Origin of the sequence: Pseudomonas sp. N40(2020) (genome assembly GCF_014472415.1) — a bacterium.
Taxonomy (GTDB): domain Bacteria; phylum Pseudomonadota; class Gammaproteobacteria; order Pseudomonadales; family Pseudomonadaceae; genus Aquipseudomonas.
This window is the reverse complement of sequence record NZ_JACSZV010000020.1, coordinates 53,596-72,236: the sequence shown is the minus strand read 5'-3', so window position 1 is coordinate 72,236 and position 18,641 is coordinate 53,596. Positions and strand designations below refer to the sequence as shown.

Genomic DNA, 18,641 nt, shown 5'->3' with positions numbered 1-18,641 from the left:
CGAATCTGCCGCATTTTGCGGCAGTTTGTTTATTGCCAGTTGGAATAAGAAAGGACTTCATGAAACGTCTGCTGCTAACTGCGGTTCTCACCGTATTGATGATCGCCGAAGTTCACGCCGAGTCCTTCACTATCTCTGATATTCGCGTCAATGGCCTCCAGCGGGTCTCCGCGGGTAGTGTCTTTGGGGCCTTGCCGTTGAACGTCGGTGAGCAGGCGGATGATCGTCGCCTGGTGGAATCCACTCGTGCGTTGTTCAAAACCGGTTTTTTTCAAGATATCCAGCTGGGCCGCGAAGGCAACGTTCTGGTCATCACGGTTGTCGAGCGTCCGTCGGTCGCCAGTATCGAGATCGAAGGCAACAAAGCGATCTCCACTGAAGACCTGATGAAAGGCTTGAAACAATCCGGTCTGTCCGAAGGCGAGATCTTCCAGCGCGCCACCCTCGAAGGTGTTCGTAACGAACTGCAACGTCAGTACGTCGCGCAGGGTCGCTATTCGGCTACGGTCGATACCGAAGTGGTATCGCAGCCGCGTAACCGTGTTGGTCTGAAAGTGAAGATCAACGAAGGCACCGTTGCGGCCATTCAGCACATCAACGTGGTGGGCAACACGGTTTTCCCCGAGGAAGACCTGACCGACCTGTTCGAACTGAAAACCACCAACTGGCTGTCGTTCTTCAAGAACGATGACAAATACGCCCGTGAAAAGCTTTCCGGTGACCTGGAGCGTCTGCGCTCCTACTACCTGGATCGCGGCTATATCAACATGGATATCGCTTCGACCCAGGTGTCCATCACCCCGGACAAGAAGCATGTCTATATCACCGTCAACGTGACCGAAGGTGAAAAGTACACCGTTCGTGACGTCAAACTCAGCGGTGACCTGAAAGTCCCTGAAGATCAAGTCAAGTCCTTGCTGCTGGTGCAGAAAGGCCAGGTGTTCTCGCGCAAGCTGATGACCACCACATCTGAATTGATCACCCGTCGTCTGGGTAACGAGGGTTACACCTTCGCCAACGTCAACGGCGTGCCTCAGCCGCACGATGATGACCACACCGTGGACATCCTGTTCGCTGTCGACCCGGGCAAGCGCGCCTACGTCAACCGCATCAACTTCCGTGGCAACACCAAGTCCGAAGACGAAGTGCTGCGTCGCGAAATGCGTCAGATGGAAGGTGGCTGGGCTTCGACCTACCTGATCGACCAGTCCAAGACCCGTCTCGAGCGTCTGGGCTTCTTTAAGGAAGTGAACGTCGAGACTCCGGCTGTTCCAGGTGTCGACGACCAGGTTGATGTGAACTACAGCGTTGAAGAGCAGGCTTCCGGTTCGATTACCGCCAGTGTCGGTTTCGCCCAGAGTGCCGGCCTGATCCTCGGTGGTTCGATCACTCAGAACAACTTCCTCGGTACCGGTAACCGCGTCAGCGTCGGTCTGACCCGAAGCGAATACCAGAGCCGCTACAACTTCGGCTACGTTGACCCCTACTGGACCGCCGATGGCGTGAGCCTGGGTTACAACGCGTTCTATCGCACCACTGACTATGATGAACTCGACGCCGATATATCGAGCTACGCAGTAGACAGCTTGGGTGTAGGCGCTAACGTTGGTTACCCGATCAGCGAGACTTCGCGTCTGACCTTCGGCCTTTCTGCTCAGCAGGACAAGATCAATACCGGTAAATATACCGTTGACGAGATTTTCGACTTCGTTAACAAGGAAGGCGATCAGTACCTGAACTTCAAGGCGTCGGCCGGCTGGTCCGAATCGACTTTGAACAAAGGCGTGCTGCCAACCCGTGGTCGTTCCCAGAGCCTCACCCTGGAAACCACCATTCCGGGCAGCGACCTGTCTTTCTACAAACTTGACTACCGTGGTCAGCTGTTCCAGCCGATCAGCGAAAACTACACTCTTCGCCTGCACACCGAGCTGGGTTATGGCGATGGTTATGGTTCCACAGACGGCTTGCCGTTCTATGAAAACTACTATGCTGGTGGTTTCAACTCGGTACGTGGCTTCAAGGACAGTACGCTGGGCCCGCGCAGTACCCCGAGTCGTGGCACGAATCCGGGCACCATTGCTGACCCGGACCAGGATCCACTGCCGTTCGGTGGCAACGTCCTGATCCAGGGCGGTGTTGAGGTGCTGTTCCCGCTGCCGTTCGTCAAGGATCAGCGCTCCCTGCGTACCTCGGTATTCTGGGATGTGGGTAACGTTTTCGACTCGCAGTGCAAGGACACCACCAACGCCAACGGCTCGTCGTCGAACACCAAGTGCAACGACATCAGTCTGAGCAACATGGCCAGTTCCGTCGGTGTAGGCGTGACCTGGGTCACCGCGCTGGGTCCTCTGAGCTTCGCGTTGGCAATGCCGATCAAGAAACCGGATGAAGCTGAAACTCAAGTGTTCCAATTCTCCCTCGGCCAGACGTTCTAAGCGTCTGACCCAAGATAACGACAATGGATTTTGTAGGGGTGCATCGTGCGTAAGTTGACTCAATTGGTTCTCCTGGCCTCCGTACTGGTGGCAGGTCCGGCGTTCGCCGACATGAAAATCGCTGTTCTGAACTATCAGATGGCACTGCTGGAATCCGATGCGGCGAAGAAATACGCCGTGGATGCCGAGAAGAAGTTCGGTCCGCAACTGACCAAGCTGAAAACTCTCGAAAGCAGCGCCAAGGGCATTCAGGATCGTCTGATGGCCGGTGGCGACAAGATGCAGCAAGGTGAGCGCGAGCGTCTGGAGCTGGAATTCAAGCAAAAGGCCCGTGACTTCCAGTTCCAGTCCAAGGAACTCAACGAAGCCAAAGCCGTTGCCGACCGCGAAATGCTCAAGCAGCTGAAGCCGAAACTGGATGGGGCAGTGGAAGAAGTCATCAAGAAAGGTGGTTTTGACCTGGTGTTCGAGCGTGGCGCAGTGATTGATGTCAAACCTCAGTACGACATCACGCGCCAGGTTATCGAGCGCATGAATCAGCTGAAGTAACCCATGACCGTGACTATCAAGCTCGGCCAGTTGGCCGAGTTCCTCGGCGCCACCCTGCGTGGCGACCCGGAGAAGAAAATTACTGGGCTAGCCACTTTGCAAGAGGCTGGCCCAGCTCAGTTGAGCTTTCTGGCAAATCCTCAATATCGCAAATACCTCCCGGGTTCGCAGGCTGCAGCCTTGCTGCTCAAGGAAGCGGATGCCGAAGGTTTTGCCGGTAATGCATTGGTGGTGCCGGATCCTTACCTGGCCTATGCGCGTATCTCTCACTTGTTCGATCCCAAGCCAAAAGCTACTGCGGGGATTCATCCCTCGGCGGTAATTGCTGCCGATGCGGTGGTTGATCCAACCGCCAGCATCGGTCCTTTCGTGGTGATCGAGGCTGGTGCGCGGATTGGAGCGCAAGTCACGCTCGGCGCCCATTGTGTGGTCGGTGCACGCAGCGAAATCGGTGAGGGCGGCTGGCTTGCTCCACGGGTGACGCTGTATCACGATGTGCGCATCGGCAAGCGTGTGGTTATCCAGTCCGGTGCCGTACTCGGTGGGGAAGGCTTCGGCTTTGCCAGCGAAAAAGGTATCTGGCAGAAAATCGCCCAGATCGGTGGCGTGACCATCGGCGACGATGTGGAGATTGGCGTGAATACCGCCATCGACCGCGGTGCGTTGGCCGATACCGTGATCGGCAATGGCGTGAAGCTCGACAACCAGATCCAGATCGCCCACAACGTCCAGGTCGGTGATCACACCGCCATGGCTGCGTGCGTCGGGATCTCCGGCAGCACCAAAATCGGCAAGCATTGCATGCTCGCTGGCGGTGTCGGTCTGGTCGGGCACATTGATATTTGCGACAACGTTTTCCTGACCGGGATGACCATGGTGACCCACTCGATTACCGAGCCGGGTGCCTATTCTTCCGGCACAGCCATGCAACCGGCTGCCGAATGGCGCAAAAGCGCGGCACGCATCCGTCAGCTTGATGACATCGCGCGACGTTTGAAACAGCTGGAAAAGCGCGTAGGGGAAGTGACCCCTGACGGCAATGCTTCATCAGATGGCTGATACCATTTCCATATCAAGTGTGCACAGCCTCTAGACTGCCTCCTTGATTTGCTAGAGGAGTGCGCGTCAGTCGCGCTCCCAATCTTTACATAGGCTTCCCCCCGAAATGATGGACATCAACGAGATTCGCGAATACCTGCCTCACCGTTACCCGTTCCTGCTGGTGGACCGGGTGGTGGAACTGGACACTGAAGGCAAGCGCATTCGCGCCTACAAGAATGTCAGCATCAATGAACCCTTCTTCAATGGTCACTTCCCTGCGCACCCAATCATGCCGGGTGTGCTGATCATCGAAGCGATGGCTCAGGCTGCCGGGATCCTCGGTTTCAAAATGCTCGACGTCAAACCGGCCGACGGCACCCTGTATTACTTCGTCGGTTCCGACAAGCTGCGTTTCCGCCAGCCTGTGTTGCCGGGCGATCAGTTGATCCTCGAAGCCAAGTTCATCAGTTGCAAGCGCCAGATCTGGAAATTCGAATGCCAGGCTTCGGTCGACGGCAAGCCAGTCTGCTCTGCTGAAATCATCTGTGCGGAACGCAAGCTATGAGTTTGATTGACCCTCGCGCAATCATCGATCCGTCGGCCGTTCTGGCTGACGGCGTCGAGGTCGGCCCGTGGTCGATCATCGGCGCAGGTGTGGAAATCGGCGAGGGTACCGTAATCGGGCCGCATGTGATCCTCAAAGGCCCGACCCGCATCGGCAAGCAGAATCGCATCTACCAGTTCTCCTCGGTAGGCGAAGACACGCCCGATCTGAAATACAAAGGTGAAGAAACTCGTCTGGTGATCGGTGACCACAACGTCATCCGTGAAGGCGTGACGATTCACCGTGGCACCGTGCAGGACCGTTCGGAAACCACGCTGGGCGATCACAACCTGATCATGGCTTACGCCCACATCGGTCACGACAGCGTCATCGGCAACAATTGCATCCTGGTCAACAACACCGCGTTGGCCGGCCATGTGCACGTCGAAGACTGGGCGATCCTCTCCGGTTTCACCCTGGTGCATCAGTACTGTCACATCGGTGCCCACAGCTTTTCCGGTATGGGCACGGCAATCGGTAAAGACGTTCCGGCGTTTGTCACCGTGTTTGGCAATCCGGCTGAAGCGCGCAGCATGAACTTCGAAGGCATGCGCCGTCGTGGTTTCAGCGAAGACGCTATCCACGCGCTGCGTCGCGCCTACAAGACTGTGTATCGCCAAGGCCTGACGGTCGAGCAGGCACTGGCCGAACTGGCTGAACCTGCTGCTCAGTTCCCGGAAGTCGCGGTGTTCCGTGATTCGATCCAGTCGTCGACTCGCGGCATCACCCGCTGATCATGGCCAGTCTGCGTATTGCGCTGGTGGCGGGTGAGGCTTCCGGTGACATTCTGGGCGCCGGTCTCATGCGCGCCCTAAAGGCACAGCATCCGGCAGTCGAATTTATCGGTGTCGGTGGACCGTTGATGCAGGCCGAAGGCCTGACCTCCTACTTCCCCATGGAACGCTTGTCGGTCATGGGGCTGGTGGAGGTGCTTGGTCGGTTGCGCGAGTTGCTCAAGCGCCGCAAGGAACTCATCGCCACGCTGATCGCCGAAAAGCCGGACGTGTTCATCGGTATCGATGCGCCGGACTTCAACCTCAATATCGAACTCAAGTTGCGTCATGCCGGCATCAAGACCGTGCATTACGTCAGCCCGTCGGTGTGGGCGTGGCGGCAGAAGCGCGTGTTGAAGATTCGCGAAGGCTGCGACCTGATGTTGACGCTGCTGCCGTTCGAAGCAAAATTTTACGAAGAGAAAGGCGTGCCGGTTCGGTTCGTCGGTCACACGCTGGCCGATACCATTCCGCTGGAGGCTGATCGCGCTGCTGCGCGTGCCGAGTTGGGTCTGCCCGACGGCCCGCTGGTGGCATTGATGCCCGGTAGCCGTGGTGGCGAAGTCGCCCGTCTGGGGGCGCTTTTCCTCGATACCGCCGAGCGTTTGCGTGCCATGCGCCCCGGGTTGCGTTTCGTCATACCTTGCGCCAATGCAGAACGCCGCATGCAACTTGAAGAGTTGCTCGCGGGCCGCGATTTGCCAGTGACCTTGCTCGACGGCAAGTCCCATCTGGCCCTGGCCGCGTGCAATGCGGTGTTGATCGCCTCCGGTACGGCGACCCTTGAAGCCTTGCTGTACAAGCGGCCGATGGTGGTGGCCTATCGTCTGGCCCCGCTGACGTTCTGGATTCTCAAGCGCATGGTCAAGAGCGCGTACGTGTCTCTGCCGAACCTGCTGGCCCAGCGCCTGCTGGTTCCGGAGCTGTTGCAGGATGATGCGACAGTCGAGGCATTGGCACAGACCCTTTCGCCCCTGATCGAGGGCGGTGAAGAGCAGACTCGCGGCTTCGACGAAATCCATCGCACGCTGCGGCTGGACGCTTCCAATCAGGCGGCGGATGCCGTCCTCAACCTGATCGGTCAAACACGATGAGCAAAAAAGATCTGCAGATGGGCCTGGATTTCACCCTGGTCGCCGAAGTCGAAGAGCTGGTGGCCGGTGTCGATGAAGTCGGTCGCGGCCCATTGTGCGGTGCGGTGGTAACGGCGGCGGTGATCCTTGATCCAAACCGACCGATCCTTGGCCTCAACGACTCGAAAAAACTCACCGAAGCCAAACGCGAAAAGCTTTACGACGAGATCATCGAAAAAGCCTTGAGCTGGTGCATTGCTCGTGCCGAAGTCGAAGAAATCGACGAACTGAACATTCTGCACGCAACCATGCTGGCCATGCAGCGTGCCGTGGCCGGCCTGCACATTCAACCGAAACTGGCGATGATTGATGGCAACCGCTGCCCGCAATTGCCGATGCGCGCTGAAGCCGTGGTGCAGGGCGACGGCAAGGTTCCAGCCATCGCAGCGGCATCGATTCTGGCCAAGGTCAGCCGTGACCGCGAGATGGCCGCATTCGAATTGATTTACCCGGGTTACGGCATTGGTGGCCATAAAGGCTATCCGACGCCCGTTCATCTGGAAGCGTTGGTGCGTCTTGGCCCGACGCCGATTCACCGGCGCTCGTTCGCCCCGGTGCGTCAGGCATACGAGGCACTGGAAGGGCTGACGCAGGTTTAGTCGCAAGGCTGATGTTTTGTTCGAGGCCCGGTACAATCCGGGCCTTGTTGTCTCTATGTAACTGGACAGGATCACTATGCCGGCTTCATTCGTTCATCTACGCCTGCACACTGAATACTCCCTGGTCGACGGGCTGGTGCGGATCAAGCCACTGGTCAAGGCGCTGACCGGCATGAACATGCCGGCCGTGGCGGTCACCGATCAGAACAACATGTGCTCCCTGGTCAAATTCTATAAAAACACCATGGGCGCGGGCATCAAGCCGATCTGCGGCGCCGACCTCTGGCTGTCGAACAAGGATCCGGACGCGCCACTGAGCCGAATCAGTCTGTTGGTGATGAACGCCAAGGGTTATCGCAACCTCACCGAGTTGATCTCGCGCGGCTTCATCGACGGCCAGCGCAACGGCATGATTATCATCGAGCGCCAGTGGGTCGCCGAAGCCAACGAAGGCCTGATCATGCTGTCCGCCGCCAAAGAAGGCGAGATCGGCATGGCGCTGATCGGTGGCAACCCGGCTGAAGCCGAAGCCCTGGCGCGCGAATGGATGAGCGTGTTCCCGGATCGCTTCTATCTGGAAATCCAGCGCACCAACCGTCCCAACGATGAAGAGCAACTGCATGGCGCCGTGGCCCTGGCTGACAAGCTTGGCGCGCCGCTGGTGGCCACCAACGATGTGCGCTTCATCAAGCAGGAAGACTTCGCTGCCCACGAAACCCGCGTATGCATCGGTGAGGGCCGCGCCCTCGATGATCCACGGCGTTCGAAGAATTACAGCGACCAGCAATACCTCAAAAGTGCCGAGGAAATGGCTGAGCTGTTCAGCGACATTCCCGACGCCATCGAAAACACCGTCGAGATTGCCAAGCGCTGCAACATCGACGTGAAACTGGGCACGCACTTCCTGCCCAACTTCCCGATTCCCGATGGCATGACCATCGACGAGTATTTCCGCAAAGTGTCCTTCGACGGTTTGGAGGAGCGACTGGCGGTTCTGCTGCCAAAAGACACCACCGAAGATTACGAGGCCAAACGTCAGGTCTATGTCGACCGGTTGAATTTCGAGCTGGATATCATCATCCAGATGGGCTTCCCGGGTTACTTCCTGATCGTGATGGACTTTATCCAGTGGGCCAAGAGCAACGGCGTACCAGTAGGTCCTGGCCGTGGATCGGGTGCCGGCTCGCTGGTGGCTTACGTACAGAAAATCACTGACCTTGACCCGCTGGAATATGACCTGCTGTTCGAACGTTTCCTTAACCCGGAACGGGTATCGATGCCCGACTTCGACGTCGACTTCTGCATGGACGGTCGTGACCGGGTGATCGACTACGTGGCCGAGAAATACGGCCGCAACGCGGTAAGCCAGATCATCACTTTCGGTTCCATGGCGGCGAAGGCTGTGGTGCGAGATGTGGCGCGGGTGCAGGGCAAGTCCTACGGCCTGGCGGATCGCCTGTCGAAGATGATTCCGTTCGAAGTCGGCATGACCCTGGAAAAAGCCTACGAGCAGGAAGAAATCCTGCGTGACTTCATCAAGGTCGATGAAGAGGCTGCGGAAATCTGGGAGATGGCGCGCAAGCTTGAAGGCGTTGTGCGTAACGTCGGCAAGCACGCCGGTGGCGTGGTGATCGCGCCGACCAAGCTGACTGACTTCTCGCCGATCTACTGCGACGAGGCCGGTGACGGTCTGGTAACCCAGTTCGACAAGGACGACGTTGAAGCGGCCGGTCTGGTGAAGTTCGACTTCCTCGGTCTACGCACCCTGACGGTTATCGACTGGGCGCTGAAGACCATCAACCGTGACCGCGCCAAGGTCGACGAGCCGCCGCTGGATATCGCGTTTATCCCGCTGGACGACAAGCCGACGTACACGCTGCTGCAAAAAGCTGAAACCACAGCGGTCTTCCAGCTTGAATCCCGCGGCATGAAAGAGCTGATCAAAAAGCTCAAGCCCGACTGTCTGGAAGACTTGATCGCACTGGTGGCCCTGTTCCGTCCGGGCCCGCTGCAGTCCGGCATGGTTGACGACTTTATCAACCGTAAGCACGGTCGCGCCGAACTGGCGTATCCGCACTCCGACTACCAATACGAAGGCCTCAAGCCGGTATTGGCGCCGACGTACGGCATCATCCTGTATCAGGAACAGGTGATGCAGATTGCTCAGGTCATGGCCGGTTACACCCTCGGCGGTGCGGACATGCTGCGTCGGGCAATGGGTAAGAAAAAACCCGAAGAGATGGCCAAGCAGCGCGGCGGCTTCATTGAAGGTTGCAAGACCAACAATATCGACGCTGACCTCGCCGGTAACATTTTTGACCTAGTGGAAAAATTCGCCGGTTATGGCTTCAACAAGTCTCACTCTGCCGCTTATGGTCTGGTGTCGTACCAGACGGCCTGGTTGAAAACCCACTACCCGGCGCCATTCATGGCCGCGGTACTGTCGGCGGACATGCACAACACCGACAAGGTCGTGACCTTGATCGAAGAAATTCGCACCATGAAGCTGCGTCTCGACGCGCCGGATGTGAATACTTCGGAATTCAAGTTCACGGTGAACGACGACGGCCGCATTGTTTACGGCCTCGGCGCGATCAAAGGTGTCGGCGAAGGTCCGGTGGAAGCGATCACCGAGGCGCGTCAGGAAGGCCCGTTCAAGGATCTGTTCGATTTCTGCGCCCGTGTCGACCTCAAGCGCATTAATAAGCGCACCCTCGACGGTCTGATCCGCAGTGGCGCACTGGATCGTCTTGGGCCGTATTTCCACGACGAACAAAAGGCTTATCAGGCCAACATCGACCGCAACCGCGCCGTGCTGCTGGCGGCGATGGAAGAGGCGATCAAGGCGGCAGAGCAAACCGCTCGCACCCACGACAGTGGTCACGCCGACCTGTTTGGCGGGCTGTTTGTCGAGGAAGATGCTGACGTTTATGCGACTCATCGCAAGGCCAAGGAATTGACCCTCAAGGAGCGCCTCAAGGGTGAAAAAGACACCTTGGGCCTGTACTTGACCGGTCACCCGATTGATGAATATGAAGGCGAGATTCGTCGGTTCGCCCGTCAGCGCATCATCGACCTGAAACCGGCCCGCGATACGCAGACAGTGGCGGGGATGATCATTGCCCTGCGGGTGATGAAGAACAAAAAGGGCGACAAGATGGGCTTCATCACCCTCGACGACCGCTCCGGGCGGATCGAGGCGTCGCTGTTTGCCGAAGCGTTCCATTCCGCACAGTCGCTGTTGCAGACCGACGCGATGGTGGTGGTTGAAGGCGAGGTCAGCAACGACGACTTCTCCGGCGGCCTGCGCCTGCGGGTCAAGCGGGTGATGAGCATGGAAGATGCGCGTACCAACCTTGCCGAGAGCCTGCGTCTGAAACTGCAGACCCAGGACCTGAAAGGCGATCAGCTACGCTGGTTGGGTGATTTGCTCAAGCGTCACCGCGGGGCGTGCCCGATCACCATGGAGTACACCAGTCCTGATGCGAAGACCTTGCTGCAGTTCGGCGAGACCTGGCGGATCGACCCGGCGGATGCGTTGATTCAAGCCCTGCGTGACCAGTTCGGGCGAGACAACGTCTTCCTCCAATACCGTTGACCGGCAGGGTGCCATCAAGCGCTTTGCCCGCGACCTGAATTTTTAATCTCGACCTCAGCGCGCCTTTTCCTTAAGGTAGGGCGCGAATAGACAACCGGCCGGCCCAAGCTCATTTGGGACACGACCCAAGACGGACGCCTATGAACCCGAATTTTCTAGATTTCGAACAGCCGATCGCCGACCTGCAAGCCAAGATCGAAGAGTTGCGCTTGGTCGGTAATGACAATTCGCTGAATATCGGCGATGAGATCTCCCGCCTGCAGGACAAGAGCAAAACGCTGACCGAAGACATCTTCGGCAAGCTGACCAGCTGGCAGATCGCACGCCTGGCGCGTCACCCGAAACGCCCGTACACCCTCGATTACATCGAGCACATCTTCACCGAGTTCGACGAACTGCACGGCGACCGTCACTTCTCCGACGACGCTGCGATCGTTGGCGGCATCGCCCGTCTGGACGATCAACCGGTGATGATCATCGGTCACCAGAAAGGCCGTGAAGTGCGCGAGAAGGTACGCCGCAACTTTGGTATGCCGCGTCCGGAAGGCTACCGCAAGGCCTGCCGCCTGATGGAAATGGCCGAGCGTTTCAAAATGCCTATCCTGACCTTCATCGACACCCCGGGCGCCTACCCTGGCATCGACGCTGAAGAGCGCAACCAGAGCGAAGCGATTGCCTGGAACCTGCGGGTCATGTCGCGCCTGAAGACCCCGATCATCGCCACCGTAATCGGTGAGGGCGGTTCCGGCGGTGCTTTGGCGATCGGTGTCTGTGATCAGCTGAACATGCTGCAATACTCGACCTATGCGGTGATCTCGCCGGAAGGTTGCGCGTCGATTCTGTGGAAAACCGCCGAAAAAGCACCGGATGCCGCTGAAGCGATGGGCATCACCGCCGAGCGTCTGAAGGGCCTGGGCATTGTCGACAAGGTGATTGGCGAGCCTTTGGGCGGCGCGCACCGTGATCCGGCAAGCGCTGCGGCTTCGATCCGTGCCGAGCTGAGCTCGCAACTGGCGATGCTGAAGAAGTTCGACAACGAAGCGCTGTTGAAGCGCCGTTATGATCGACTGATGAGCTACGGTCTCTAAGTCGACTGCGCTGTACCCATGTGGGAGCGAGCCTGCTCGCGAAGAGGGGGTAACATTCAACCAATGTGTTGGCTGTTACACCGCTATCGCGAGCAGGCTCGCTCCCACATTTGATTTGGGCAAAGAGAAAGATATGGATCGATCATCGATTGATTTGCCATCGCGATTGCTGCTCAATCTTGAGTCTTGGCGCAATGCCACTCATTGGCGTGTCGCATTCTCTGGTGGCCTTGATTCCACCGTACTGCTGCATCTGCTCGCCAGTCTCGCCAAAAAACAATCCTTGCCGGCGCTAAGCGCTGTCCATATTCATCACGGCCTTCAGGCTGCGGCCGATGCGTGGCCGACGCATTGCCAGTCTGTCTGCGATGCGCTGGGTGTTCCGTTACAAGTGGAGCGGGTGCAGGTGCAGCCGGGAGCGAGTCTGGAGCAGGCGGCGCGGGATGCACGTTATTCGGTGTTCTGTTCGGTGACGCAGTCTGATGACGTCTTGCTGACCGGTCAGCACCGTGATGATCAAGCCGAAACCCTGCTTTTCCGTCTGATGCGCGGTGCGGGAATGCGCGGTCTTTCGGGGATGCCACAACAGCGTCCGCTGGGGCAGGGGGCTTTGGTTCGACCGTTGCTCGATGTTACCCGCGCGGAGCTGGAAGCCTACGCACAAACTCATCAATTGCATTGGATTGAAGATCCGTCGAATCAGGATCGGCAGTTTTCGCGTAATTATCTGCGCCATCAGGTCATGCCGGCGCTGACCGGACGCTGGCCGCAAGCGCAGGCCAGCATGGCCCGCAGCGCTTCGCATTTGCGTGAAGCGCAAGGCCTGCTCGATGAGCTGGCACAGGTGGATCTGGCTCAAGCCAACACTCGTCATGAATTCGAATGGCTGGGATTGCGCTCACTTGAGTTGGCGCCGCTGGCCGCGCTGTCTGCCGCTCGTCAGCGAAATGCCTTGAGTCACTGGCTCGAACCGCTAACACGGTTGCCCGACACTGACCATTGGTCGGGTTGGTCGGATCTGTGCGACGCCGCCCACGATGCGACACCGGTCTGGCGTCTGGCCGATGGCGAATTGCACCGCAGCGCCGGCCGTCTGTGGTGGCTCAGCGGCGTCTGGCTGCGTGCGCCGGTGATCGGCAGCGACTGGCATGACCTGTCGTCACCGCTACGCTTGCCCGATAACGGACGTGTCATGTTCAGCGGTCAGACTCCCGTCGGGCCGTTGCAGATCCGCTATCGTCAGGGCGGCGAAGTGATGCATCTCGCGGATCGCGGCCGTCGCGATCTTAAGCGGCTGCTCAATGAACGCGCGGTGCCGGGCTTCGTGCGTGGCAGATTGCCGCTGCTGTTTCGCGGCGAAGAATTGCTCGCGGTGGCTAACCTGCCGGGTCTTGATGGCAAAGGGCAGGACGGCTGGCAATTGCATTGGCAGCCAACAGACGAAGATCAAGGTTTGAGATGAAAGGGGCATTCCGGTAGACTACGCTCCCTTCTTGATACAACTTCTGTGGATTCGCCTGAATTGCAGGAGTTGCCGATTACCAAGCAGTCTTTGCTGGGCGATTCCAAAAAATGTGTAGCGAGCAACGTACCGGTGTTTCATCTGCCGGTCTGTCCCAACGCGGCGGTTTTTTTGAAAGGTGCACTGTGATTAATGCAGGTGATCGGGGGCTTCGGCCTTCCTTCGCTTTCCCCGGCGGCTCGTACCGCTTTAACGCAGACTTCTAGGGTTTTTCATGACGCGCTACATATTCGTCACGGGCGGTGTTGTTTCTTCATTGGGGAAAGGCATTGCCTCGGCTTCATTGGCGGCCATCCTGGAGGCGCGGGGGCTTAAGGTCACCATGCTTAAGCTGGATCCGTACATCAACGTCGACCCGGGCACCATGAGCCCGTTCCAGCACGGTGAAGTGTTCGTCACCCACGACGGCGCCGAGACCGACCTGGACCTGGGCCACTACGAGCGGTTCATCCGCACGACCATGACCCAGAACAACAACTTCACCACCGGCCGTGTCTACGAGCACGTGCTGCGCAAAGAGCGCCGTGGTGATTACCTGGGTGCAACCATCCAGGTGATTCCGCACATCACCGACGAAATCAAGCGCCGCATCATCAAGGGTGCCGGTGACGCTGACGTGGCGATGGTCGAAATCGGTGGCACCGTGGGTGACATCGAGTCGCAACCGTTCCTCGAAGCCATCCGCCAGTTGCGTTTCGAAGTCGGCGCCAAGCGCGCGATGCTGATGCACTTGACCCTGGTTCCGTACATCGCCACTGCTGGCGAAACCAAGACCAAGCCTACCCAGCACTCCGTCAAGGAACTGCGTTCGATCGGCCTGCAGCCAGACGTACTGGTTTGCCGTTCCGATCACCCGATCGACATTTCGTCTCGTCGCAAGATCGCGCAATTCACCAACGTTGAAGAACGTGCGGTGATCGCGCTGGAAGACGCCGACACCATCTACAAGATCCCGGGCATCCTGCACTCCCAGGGCCTGGATGATTTCGTTGTCGAGCGTTTTGGCCTGCAATGCGGCAGCGCTGACCTGTCCGAGTGGGAAGCGGTGGTAGATGCCAAGCTGAACCCGGAACACGAAGTCACTATCGCCATGGTCGGCAAGTACATGGAGCTGCTGGACGCGTACAAGTCGCTGATCGAAGCGATGAGTCACGCCGGCATCAGCAATCGTACCAAGGTCAACCTGCGCTACATCGATTCCGAAGACATCGAAAACCAGGGCACTGCGCTGCTGGAAGGTGTTGACGCGATTCTGGTACCGGGTGGCTTCGGTCTGCGTGGCGTGGAAGGCAAGATCACTGCCGTTCAGTACGCTCGCGAAAACAAGGTTCCTTACCTCGGCATCTGCCTCGGCATGCAAGTGGCGGTCATCGAGTTCGCCCGTAACGTGATGGGCTGGAAAGACGCCAACTCCACCGAGTTCGATCGCGCCAGCGGTCACCCGGTCGTCGGTCTGATCACCGAGTGGGAAGACGCTACCGGTGCTGTTGAAGTGCGTACCGAAACGTCTGATCTGGGCGGCACCATGCGCCTTGGCGCTCAGGACTGCCTGCTTGAAGCCGGTTCCAAAGTGCACGATTGCTACGGCAAGGACGTGATTGTCGAGCGTCACCGTCACCGTTACGAAGTGAACAACAACCTGCTGCCGCAAATTATCGAAGCCGGCCTGAAAATCTCCGGTCGTTCCGCCGATGCTGCGCTGGTTGAAGTGGTCGAAGCACCGGATCATCCATGGTTCGTTGCTTGCCAGTTCCACCCTGAGTTCACCTCGACACCACGTGATGGCCATCCGCTGTTCAGCGGTTTTGTCAAAGCAGCGTTGGCTCAACACCAGAAGAAGGCGTAACCCCGATGGCACAGAAGATCATCCGCGTCGGCGACATCGAGATTGCCAACGACAAACCCATGGTGCTATTCGGCGGCATGAACGTGCTGGAAAGCCGTGACATGGCCATGCAGGTTTGCGAAGAGTACGTGAAGGTCACCGAAAAACTCGGCATCCCTTACGTGTTCAAGGCCAGTTTCGACAAGGCCAACCGTTCTTCTGTGGCCTCTTATCGCGGTCCTGGCCTGGAAGAGGGCATGCGCATCTTCCAGGACATCAAACAAGCCTTCGGCGTGCCGATCATCACCGACGTCCACGAGCCTGACCAGGCCGCGGTCGTCGCGGAGGTCTGCGACATCATTCAACTGCCGGCCTTCCTGTCGCGCCAGACCGATCTGGTCGTCGCGATGGCCAAGACCAACGCTGTCATCAACATCAAGAAAGCCCAGTTTCTCGCGCCTCAGGAAATGAAGCACATCCTGAACAAGTGCGTGGAAGCGGGTAACGATCAATTGATTCTCTGCGAGCGTGGTTCGAGTTTCGGCTACAACAACCTCGTGGTCGACATGCTCGGCTTCGGCATCATGAAGCAGTTCGAGTACCCGGTATTCTTCGACGTGACCCACTCGCTGCAAATGCCTGGCGGTCGTTCCGACTCCGCCGGCGGTCGCCGTGCGCAGGTTCTGGATCTGGCCAAGGCTGGCATGAGCCAAGGCCTGGCAGGTCTGTTCCTCGAAGCTCACCCGGATCCGGACAACGCCAAATGCGACGGCCCTTGCGCCTTGCGTCTGGACAAACTGGAGCCATTCCTGGCCCAGCTCAAAGCTCTGGACGAACTGGTGAAGAGTTTTCCGACGGTAGAAACCGCGTAAACCTCAATTCTCCGGTAAAGTACCGCACGATTTGTCGCTCATGCCCTCGGGCATGAGCGTTATCGTCTGCAAGCTGCCCGCCGTACACCCCTTGCCGACGGTAAAAAGATTTCCTCTAGCTGCGTCGTTTTCGTCAACTTTGGAGTGTTTACAACAATGGCAAAAATCGTCGACATCAAAGGTCGTGAAGTTCTCGACTCCCGTGGCAATCCCACCGTGGAAGCGGACGTGCTTCTCGACAACGGCATCATCGGCAGCGCTTGCGCGCCGTCCGGTGCATCCACTGGCTCGCGTGAAGCACTCGAGCTGCGTGATGGCGACAAGAGCCGTTACCTGGGCAAGGGCGTGCTCAAAGCGGTAGCCAACATCAACGGTCCGATCCGCGATCTGCTGCTGGGCACCGACCCAAGCGACCAGAAAGCGCTGGATCACGCGATGATCAAGCTCGACGGTACTGAAAACAAAGCGACCCTGGGCGCCAACGCCATCCTCGCCGTGTCCCTGGCTGCGGCCAAGGCTGCTGCACAGGATCAGGATCTGCCGCTGTACGCACACATCGCTAACCTGAACGGCACACCGGGTGTTTACTCGATGCCGGTGCCGATGATGAACATCATCAACGGTGGCGAGCACGCCGATAACAACGTCGACATCCAGGAATTCATGGTTCAGCCGGTTGGCGCCAAGTCTTTCTCGGAAGGTCTGCGCATGGGCACCGAGATTTTCCATCACCTCAAAGCTGTGCTGAAGGCCCGTGGCCTGAGCACTGCCGTTGGCGACGAAGGCGGTTTCGCACCGAACCTGGCGTCCAACGAAGACGCTTTGAAAGTGATCTCCGAAGCCGTGGCCAACGCCGGTTACAAACTGGGCACCGACGTGACCCTGGCACTGGACTGCGCGGCCAGCGAATTCTACGAAGACGGCAAGTACAACCTGTCCGGCGAAGGCCAGGTGTTCACTGCTGAAGGTTTCGCTGACTACCTCAAAGGCCTGACCGAGCGTTACCCGATCATCTCCATCGAAGACGGTCTGGACGAGTCCGACTGGGCTGGCTGGAAGATCCTCACCGACAAGATCGGCGAGAAGGTTCAACTGGTAGGCGACGACCTGTTCGTGACCAACACCAAGATCCTGAAAGAAGGCATCGATAAAAAGATCGCCAACTCGATCCTGATCAAGTTCAACCAGATCGGCACCCTGACCGAAACCCTGGAAGCCATCCAGATGGCCAAGGCTGCCGGTTACACCGCCGTGATCTCGCACCGCTCCGGCGAAACCGAAGATTCGACCATTGCCGACCTGGCTGTGGGCACCTCGGCTGGCCAGATCAAGACCGGTTCGCTGTGCCGTTCCGACCGCGTTTCCAAGTACAACCAACTGCTGCGTATCGAAGAGCAGTTGAATGGCAAGGCCAAGTACAACGGTCGCTCCGAGTTCCGCGGCTAAGTTGTAAATGGTAAAAAGACACCGGATTGTGTCGGAAAAGTCGTGACAGCGATGGATTTGCCACTAATCTGATGCCTTAACAGCACAAGCCTGGATCTTCCAGGCTTCGTGCTATCAGACGTTTCAAAGTTTTGGCGTGGCTGTCTTTTTTCACTGGATACCTGATATTCGATGCGCAGTCCTTACTGGTTGTTTCTCGTTTTGCTCTTGCTGCTGGCCGGTCTGCAGTACCGCCTGTGGGTGGGCAATGGCAGTCTGGCGCAAGTCGCCGAGCTGAATCAGCAGATTGCTGAGCAACATGCCGAGAACGAAGGCTTGCTGGAGCGCAACCGGGTGATGGACGCAGAAGTCAGCGAGCTGAAGAAAGGCATGGAGACCGTTGAAGAGCGGGCTCGCCATGAGTTGGGCATGGTCAAGGACGGCGAAACCCTTTACCAGTTGGCCCAATGATCGATTCCCTGCCGGCCTTCTGGGCCGTGATTCCTGCCGCGGGCGTCGGTGCCCGAATGGCCGCGGACCGTCCCAAGCAATATTTGCAACTGGGCGGGCGCACAATTCTCGAACACAGCCTCGGCTGTTTTCTTGATCACCCGAGCCTCAAGGGCTTGGTGGTCAGTCTTGCTGTTGATGATCCTTATTGGCCGAACCTCGCCTGCGTCAACGATCCGCGTATTCAGCGGGTTGAGGGCGGTGCCGAGCGCTCCGGTTCGGTGCTCAATGCCTTGCTGCATCTGCATGCCCAAGGTGCCGATGATGAGGATTGGGTGCTGGTGCACGATGCGGCACGGCCCAACCTGAGTCGCGATGATCTCGACAAGTTACTCGCTGAACTGGCGAGTGATCCGGTGGGTGGTTTGCTCGCAGTGCCGGCTCGCGACACGCTGAAGCGGGTCGACAAGCACGGTCGTGTGGTCGAGACCGTGGATCGCAGCGTGATCTGGCAGGCCTATACGCCGCAGATGTTCCGCCTTGGCGCGTTGCATCGGGCGTTGGCTGACAGTCTGGTGGCGGATGCCGTGATAACCGATGAAGCCTCGGCGATGGAATGGGCGGGCCTGGCGCCGCGTCTGATCGAGGGGCGCGCGGATAACCTCAAGGTGACCCGTCCTGAAGATCTGGAATGGTTGCGGCAGCGTTGGACTAACCGTCGCTAGAA

General features: G+C 58.3%; 15 protein-coding genes. All 15 read left to right on the top strand.

Annotation, left to right across the window (positions count from 1 at the left end):
• Positions 1 to 59: 59 nt before the first annotated feature.
• The 15 genes from bamA to ispD all read left to right on the top strand — a co-directional run bounded on the left by bamA (position 60) and on the right by ispD (position 18,639).
• Positions 60 to 2,435: an outer membrane protein assembly factor BamA gene (bamA, locus tag IAI51_RS14800; protein WP_187679151.1), complete on the top strand. Its 2,376-nt coding sequence runs from the start codon at positions 60 to 62 to the stop codon at positions 2,433 to 2,435.
• A gap of 45 nt (positions 2,436 to 2,480) precedes the next feature.
• On the top strand, positions 2,481 to 2,984 hold the full coding sequence (locus tag IAI51_RS14795; protein WP_042557882.1) for an OmpH family outer membrane protein: 504 nt from the start codon (positions 2,481 to 2,483) through the stop codon (positions 2,982 to 2,984).
• A 3-nt stretch (positions 2,985 to 2,987) separates the two neighbouring features.
• Positions 2,988 to 4,043, top strand: a complete 1,056-nt coding sequence (gene lpxD, locus IAI51_RS14790) for a UDP-3-O-(3-hydroxymyristoyl)glucosamine N-acyltransferase (RefSeq protein ID WP_187679150.1) — start codon at positions 2,988 to 2,990, stop codon at positions 4,041 to 4,043.
• Positions 4,044 to 4,149: 106 nt separating this feature from the next.
• Positions 4,150 to 4,590, top strand: coding sequence for a 3-hydroxyacyl-ACP dehydratase FabZ (gene fabZ, locus IAI51_RS14785; protein ID WP_003222142.1), 441 nt, complete (start codon positions 4,150 to 4,152; stop codon positions 4,588 to 4,590).
• Positions 4,587 to 5,363 carry an acyl-ACP--UDP-N-acetylglucosamine O-acyltransferase gene (lpxA, locus tag IAI51_RS14780; protein WP_187679149.1) on the top strand — a complete coding sequence of 259 codons (777 nt, stop codon included), beginning with the start codon at positions 4,587 to 4,589 and terminating at the stop codon, positions 5,361 to 5,363. Before fabZ ends, lpxA begins: the two co-directional genes overlap by 4 nt.
• A 2-nt stretch (positions 5,364 to 5,365) precedes the next feature.
• A complete protein-coding gene (gene lpxB / locus IAI51_RS14775; protein WP_222944161.1) occupies positions 5,366 to 6,496 on the top strand; it encodes a lipid-A-disaccharide synthase in 1,131 nt (376 codons plus the stop codon).
• A gap of 11 nt (positions 6,497 to 6,507) precedes the next feature.
• Entirely contained in the window at positions 6,508 to 7,134 is a 627-nt protein-coding gene (gene rnhB, locus IAI51_RS14770) for a ribonuclease HII (RefSeq protein WP_187679177.1), read from the top strand.
• 76 nt (positions 7,135 to 7,210) lie between these two features.
• Positions 7,211 to 10,732 (top strand): DNA polymerase III subunit alpha, encoded by a 3,522-nt coding sequence (gene dnaE / locus IAI51_RS14765; RefSeq protein ID WP_187679148.1) that lies wholly within the window; start codon positions 7,211 to 7,213, stop codon positions 10,730 to 10,732.
• 140 nt (positions 10,733 to 10,872) lie between these two features.
• On the top strand, positions 10,873 to 11,820 hold the full coding sequence (locus IAI51_RS14760) for an acetyl-CoA carboxylase carboxyltransferase subunit alpha (RefSeq protein WP_187679147.1): 948 nt from the start codon (positions 10,873 to 10,875) through the stop codon (positions 11,818 to 11,820).
• A gap of 133 nt (positions 11,821 to 11,953) precedes the next feature.
• The gene (tilS, locus tag IAI51_RS14755; RefSeq protein WP_187679146.1) at positions 11,954 to 13,282 is read left to right on the top strand and encodes a tRNA lysidine(34) synthetase TilS; all 1,329 of its coding nucleotides are present in this window, start codon (positions 11,954 to 11,956) and stop codon (positions 13,280 to 13,282) included.
• A 274-nt stretch (positions 13,283 to 13,556) separates the two neighbouring features.
• Complete coding sequence (locus IAI51_RS14750) at positions 13,557 to 15,188, top strand: CTP synthase (protein WP_187679145.1); 1,632 nt, start codon at positions 13,557 to 13,559, stop codon at positions 15,186 to 15,188.
• Positions 15,189 to 15,193: 5 nt separating this feature from the next.
• Entirely contained in the window at positions 15,194 to 16,039 is an 846-nt protein-coding gene (gene kdsA / locus IAI51_RS14745; protein ID WP_187679144.1) for a 3-deoxy-8-phosphooctulonate synthase, read from the top strand.
• 156 nt (positions 16,040 to 16,195) lie between these two features.
• Positions 16,196 to 17,485: a phosphopyruvate hydratase gene (gene eno, locus IAI51_RS14740; protein WP_042557893.1), complete on the top strand. Its 1,290-nt coding sequence runs from the start codon at positions 16,196 to 16,198 to the stop codon at positions 17,483 to 17,485.
• Between the two features lie 171 nt (positions 17,486 to 17,656).
• A complete protein-coding gene (gene ftsB / locus IAI51_RS14735; protein WP_095189352.1) occupies positions 17,657 to 17,935 on the top strand; it encodes a cell division protein FtsB in 279 nt (92 codons plus the stop codon).
• Positions 17,932 to 18,639: a 2-C-methyl-D-erythritol 4-phosphate cytidylyltransferase gene (ispD, locus tag IAI51_RS14730; RefSeq protein WP_187679143.1), complete on the top strand. Its 708-nt coding sequence runs from the start codon at positions 17,932 to 17,934 to the stop codon at positions 18,637 to 18,639. The genes ftsB and ispD overlap by 4 nt, the downstream gene beginning before the upstream one ends.
• The last annotated feature ends 2 nt before the right edge of the window (positions 18,640 to 18,641 follow it).

Bases quoted from the DNA above. Each gene is read 5' to 3' on its own strand.
- bamA (WP_187679151.1), top strand. From the start codon at position 60: ATGAAACGTCTGCTGCTAACTGCGGTTCTCACCGTATTGATGATCGCC.
- lpxD (WP_187679150.1), top strand. From the start codon at position 2,988: ATGACCGTGACTATCAAGCTCGGCCAGTTGGCCGAGTTCCTCGGCGCC.
- fabZ (WP_003222142.1), top strand. From the start codon at position 4,150: ATGATGGACATCAACGAGATTCGCGAATACCTGCCTCACCGTTACCCG.
- lpxA (WP_187679149.1), top strand. From the start codon at position 4,587: ATGAGTTTGATTGACCCTCGCGCAATCATCGATCCGTCGGCCGTTCTG.
- lpxB (WP_222944161.1), top strand. From the start codon at position 5,366: ATGGCCAGTCTGCGTATTGCGCTGGTGGCGGGTGAGGCTTCCGGTGAC.
- dnaE (WP_187679148.1), top strand. From the start codon at position 7,211: ATGCCGGCTTCATTCGTTCATCTACGCCTGCACACTGAATACTCCCTG.
- IAI51_RS14760 (WP_187679147.1), top strand. From the start codon at position 10,873: ATGAACCCGAATTTTCTAGATTTCGAACAGCCGATCGCCGACCTGCAA.
- tilS (WP_187679146.1), top strand. From the start codon at position 11,954: ATGGATCGATCATCGATTGATTTGCCATCGCGATTGCTGCTCAATCTT.
- IAI51_RS14750 (WP_187679145.1), top strand. From the start codon at position 13,557: ATGACGCGCTACATATTCGTCACGGGCGGTGTTGTTTCTTCATTGGGG.
- kdsA (WP_187679144.1), top strand. From the start codon at position 15,194: ATGGCACAGAAGATCATCCGCGTCGGCGACATCGAGATTGCCAACGAC.
- eno (WP_042557893.1), top strand. From the start codon at position 16,196: ATGGCAAAAATCGTCGACATCAAAGGTCGTGAAGTTCTCGACTCCCGT.
- ftsB (WP_095189352.1), top strand. From the start codon at position 17,657: ATGCGCAGTCCTTACTGGTTGTTTCTCGTTTTGCTCTTGCTGCTGGCC.
- ispD (WP_187679143.1), top strand. From the start codon at position 17,932: ATGATCGATTCCCTGCCGGCCTTCTGGGCCGTGATTCCTGCCGCGGGC.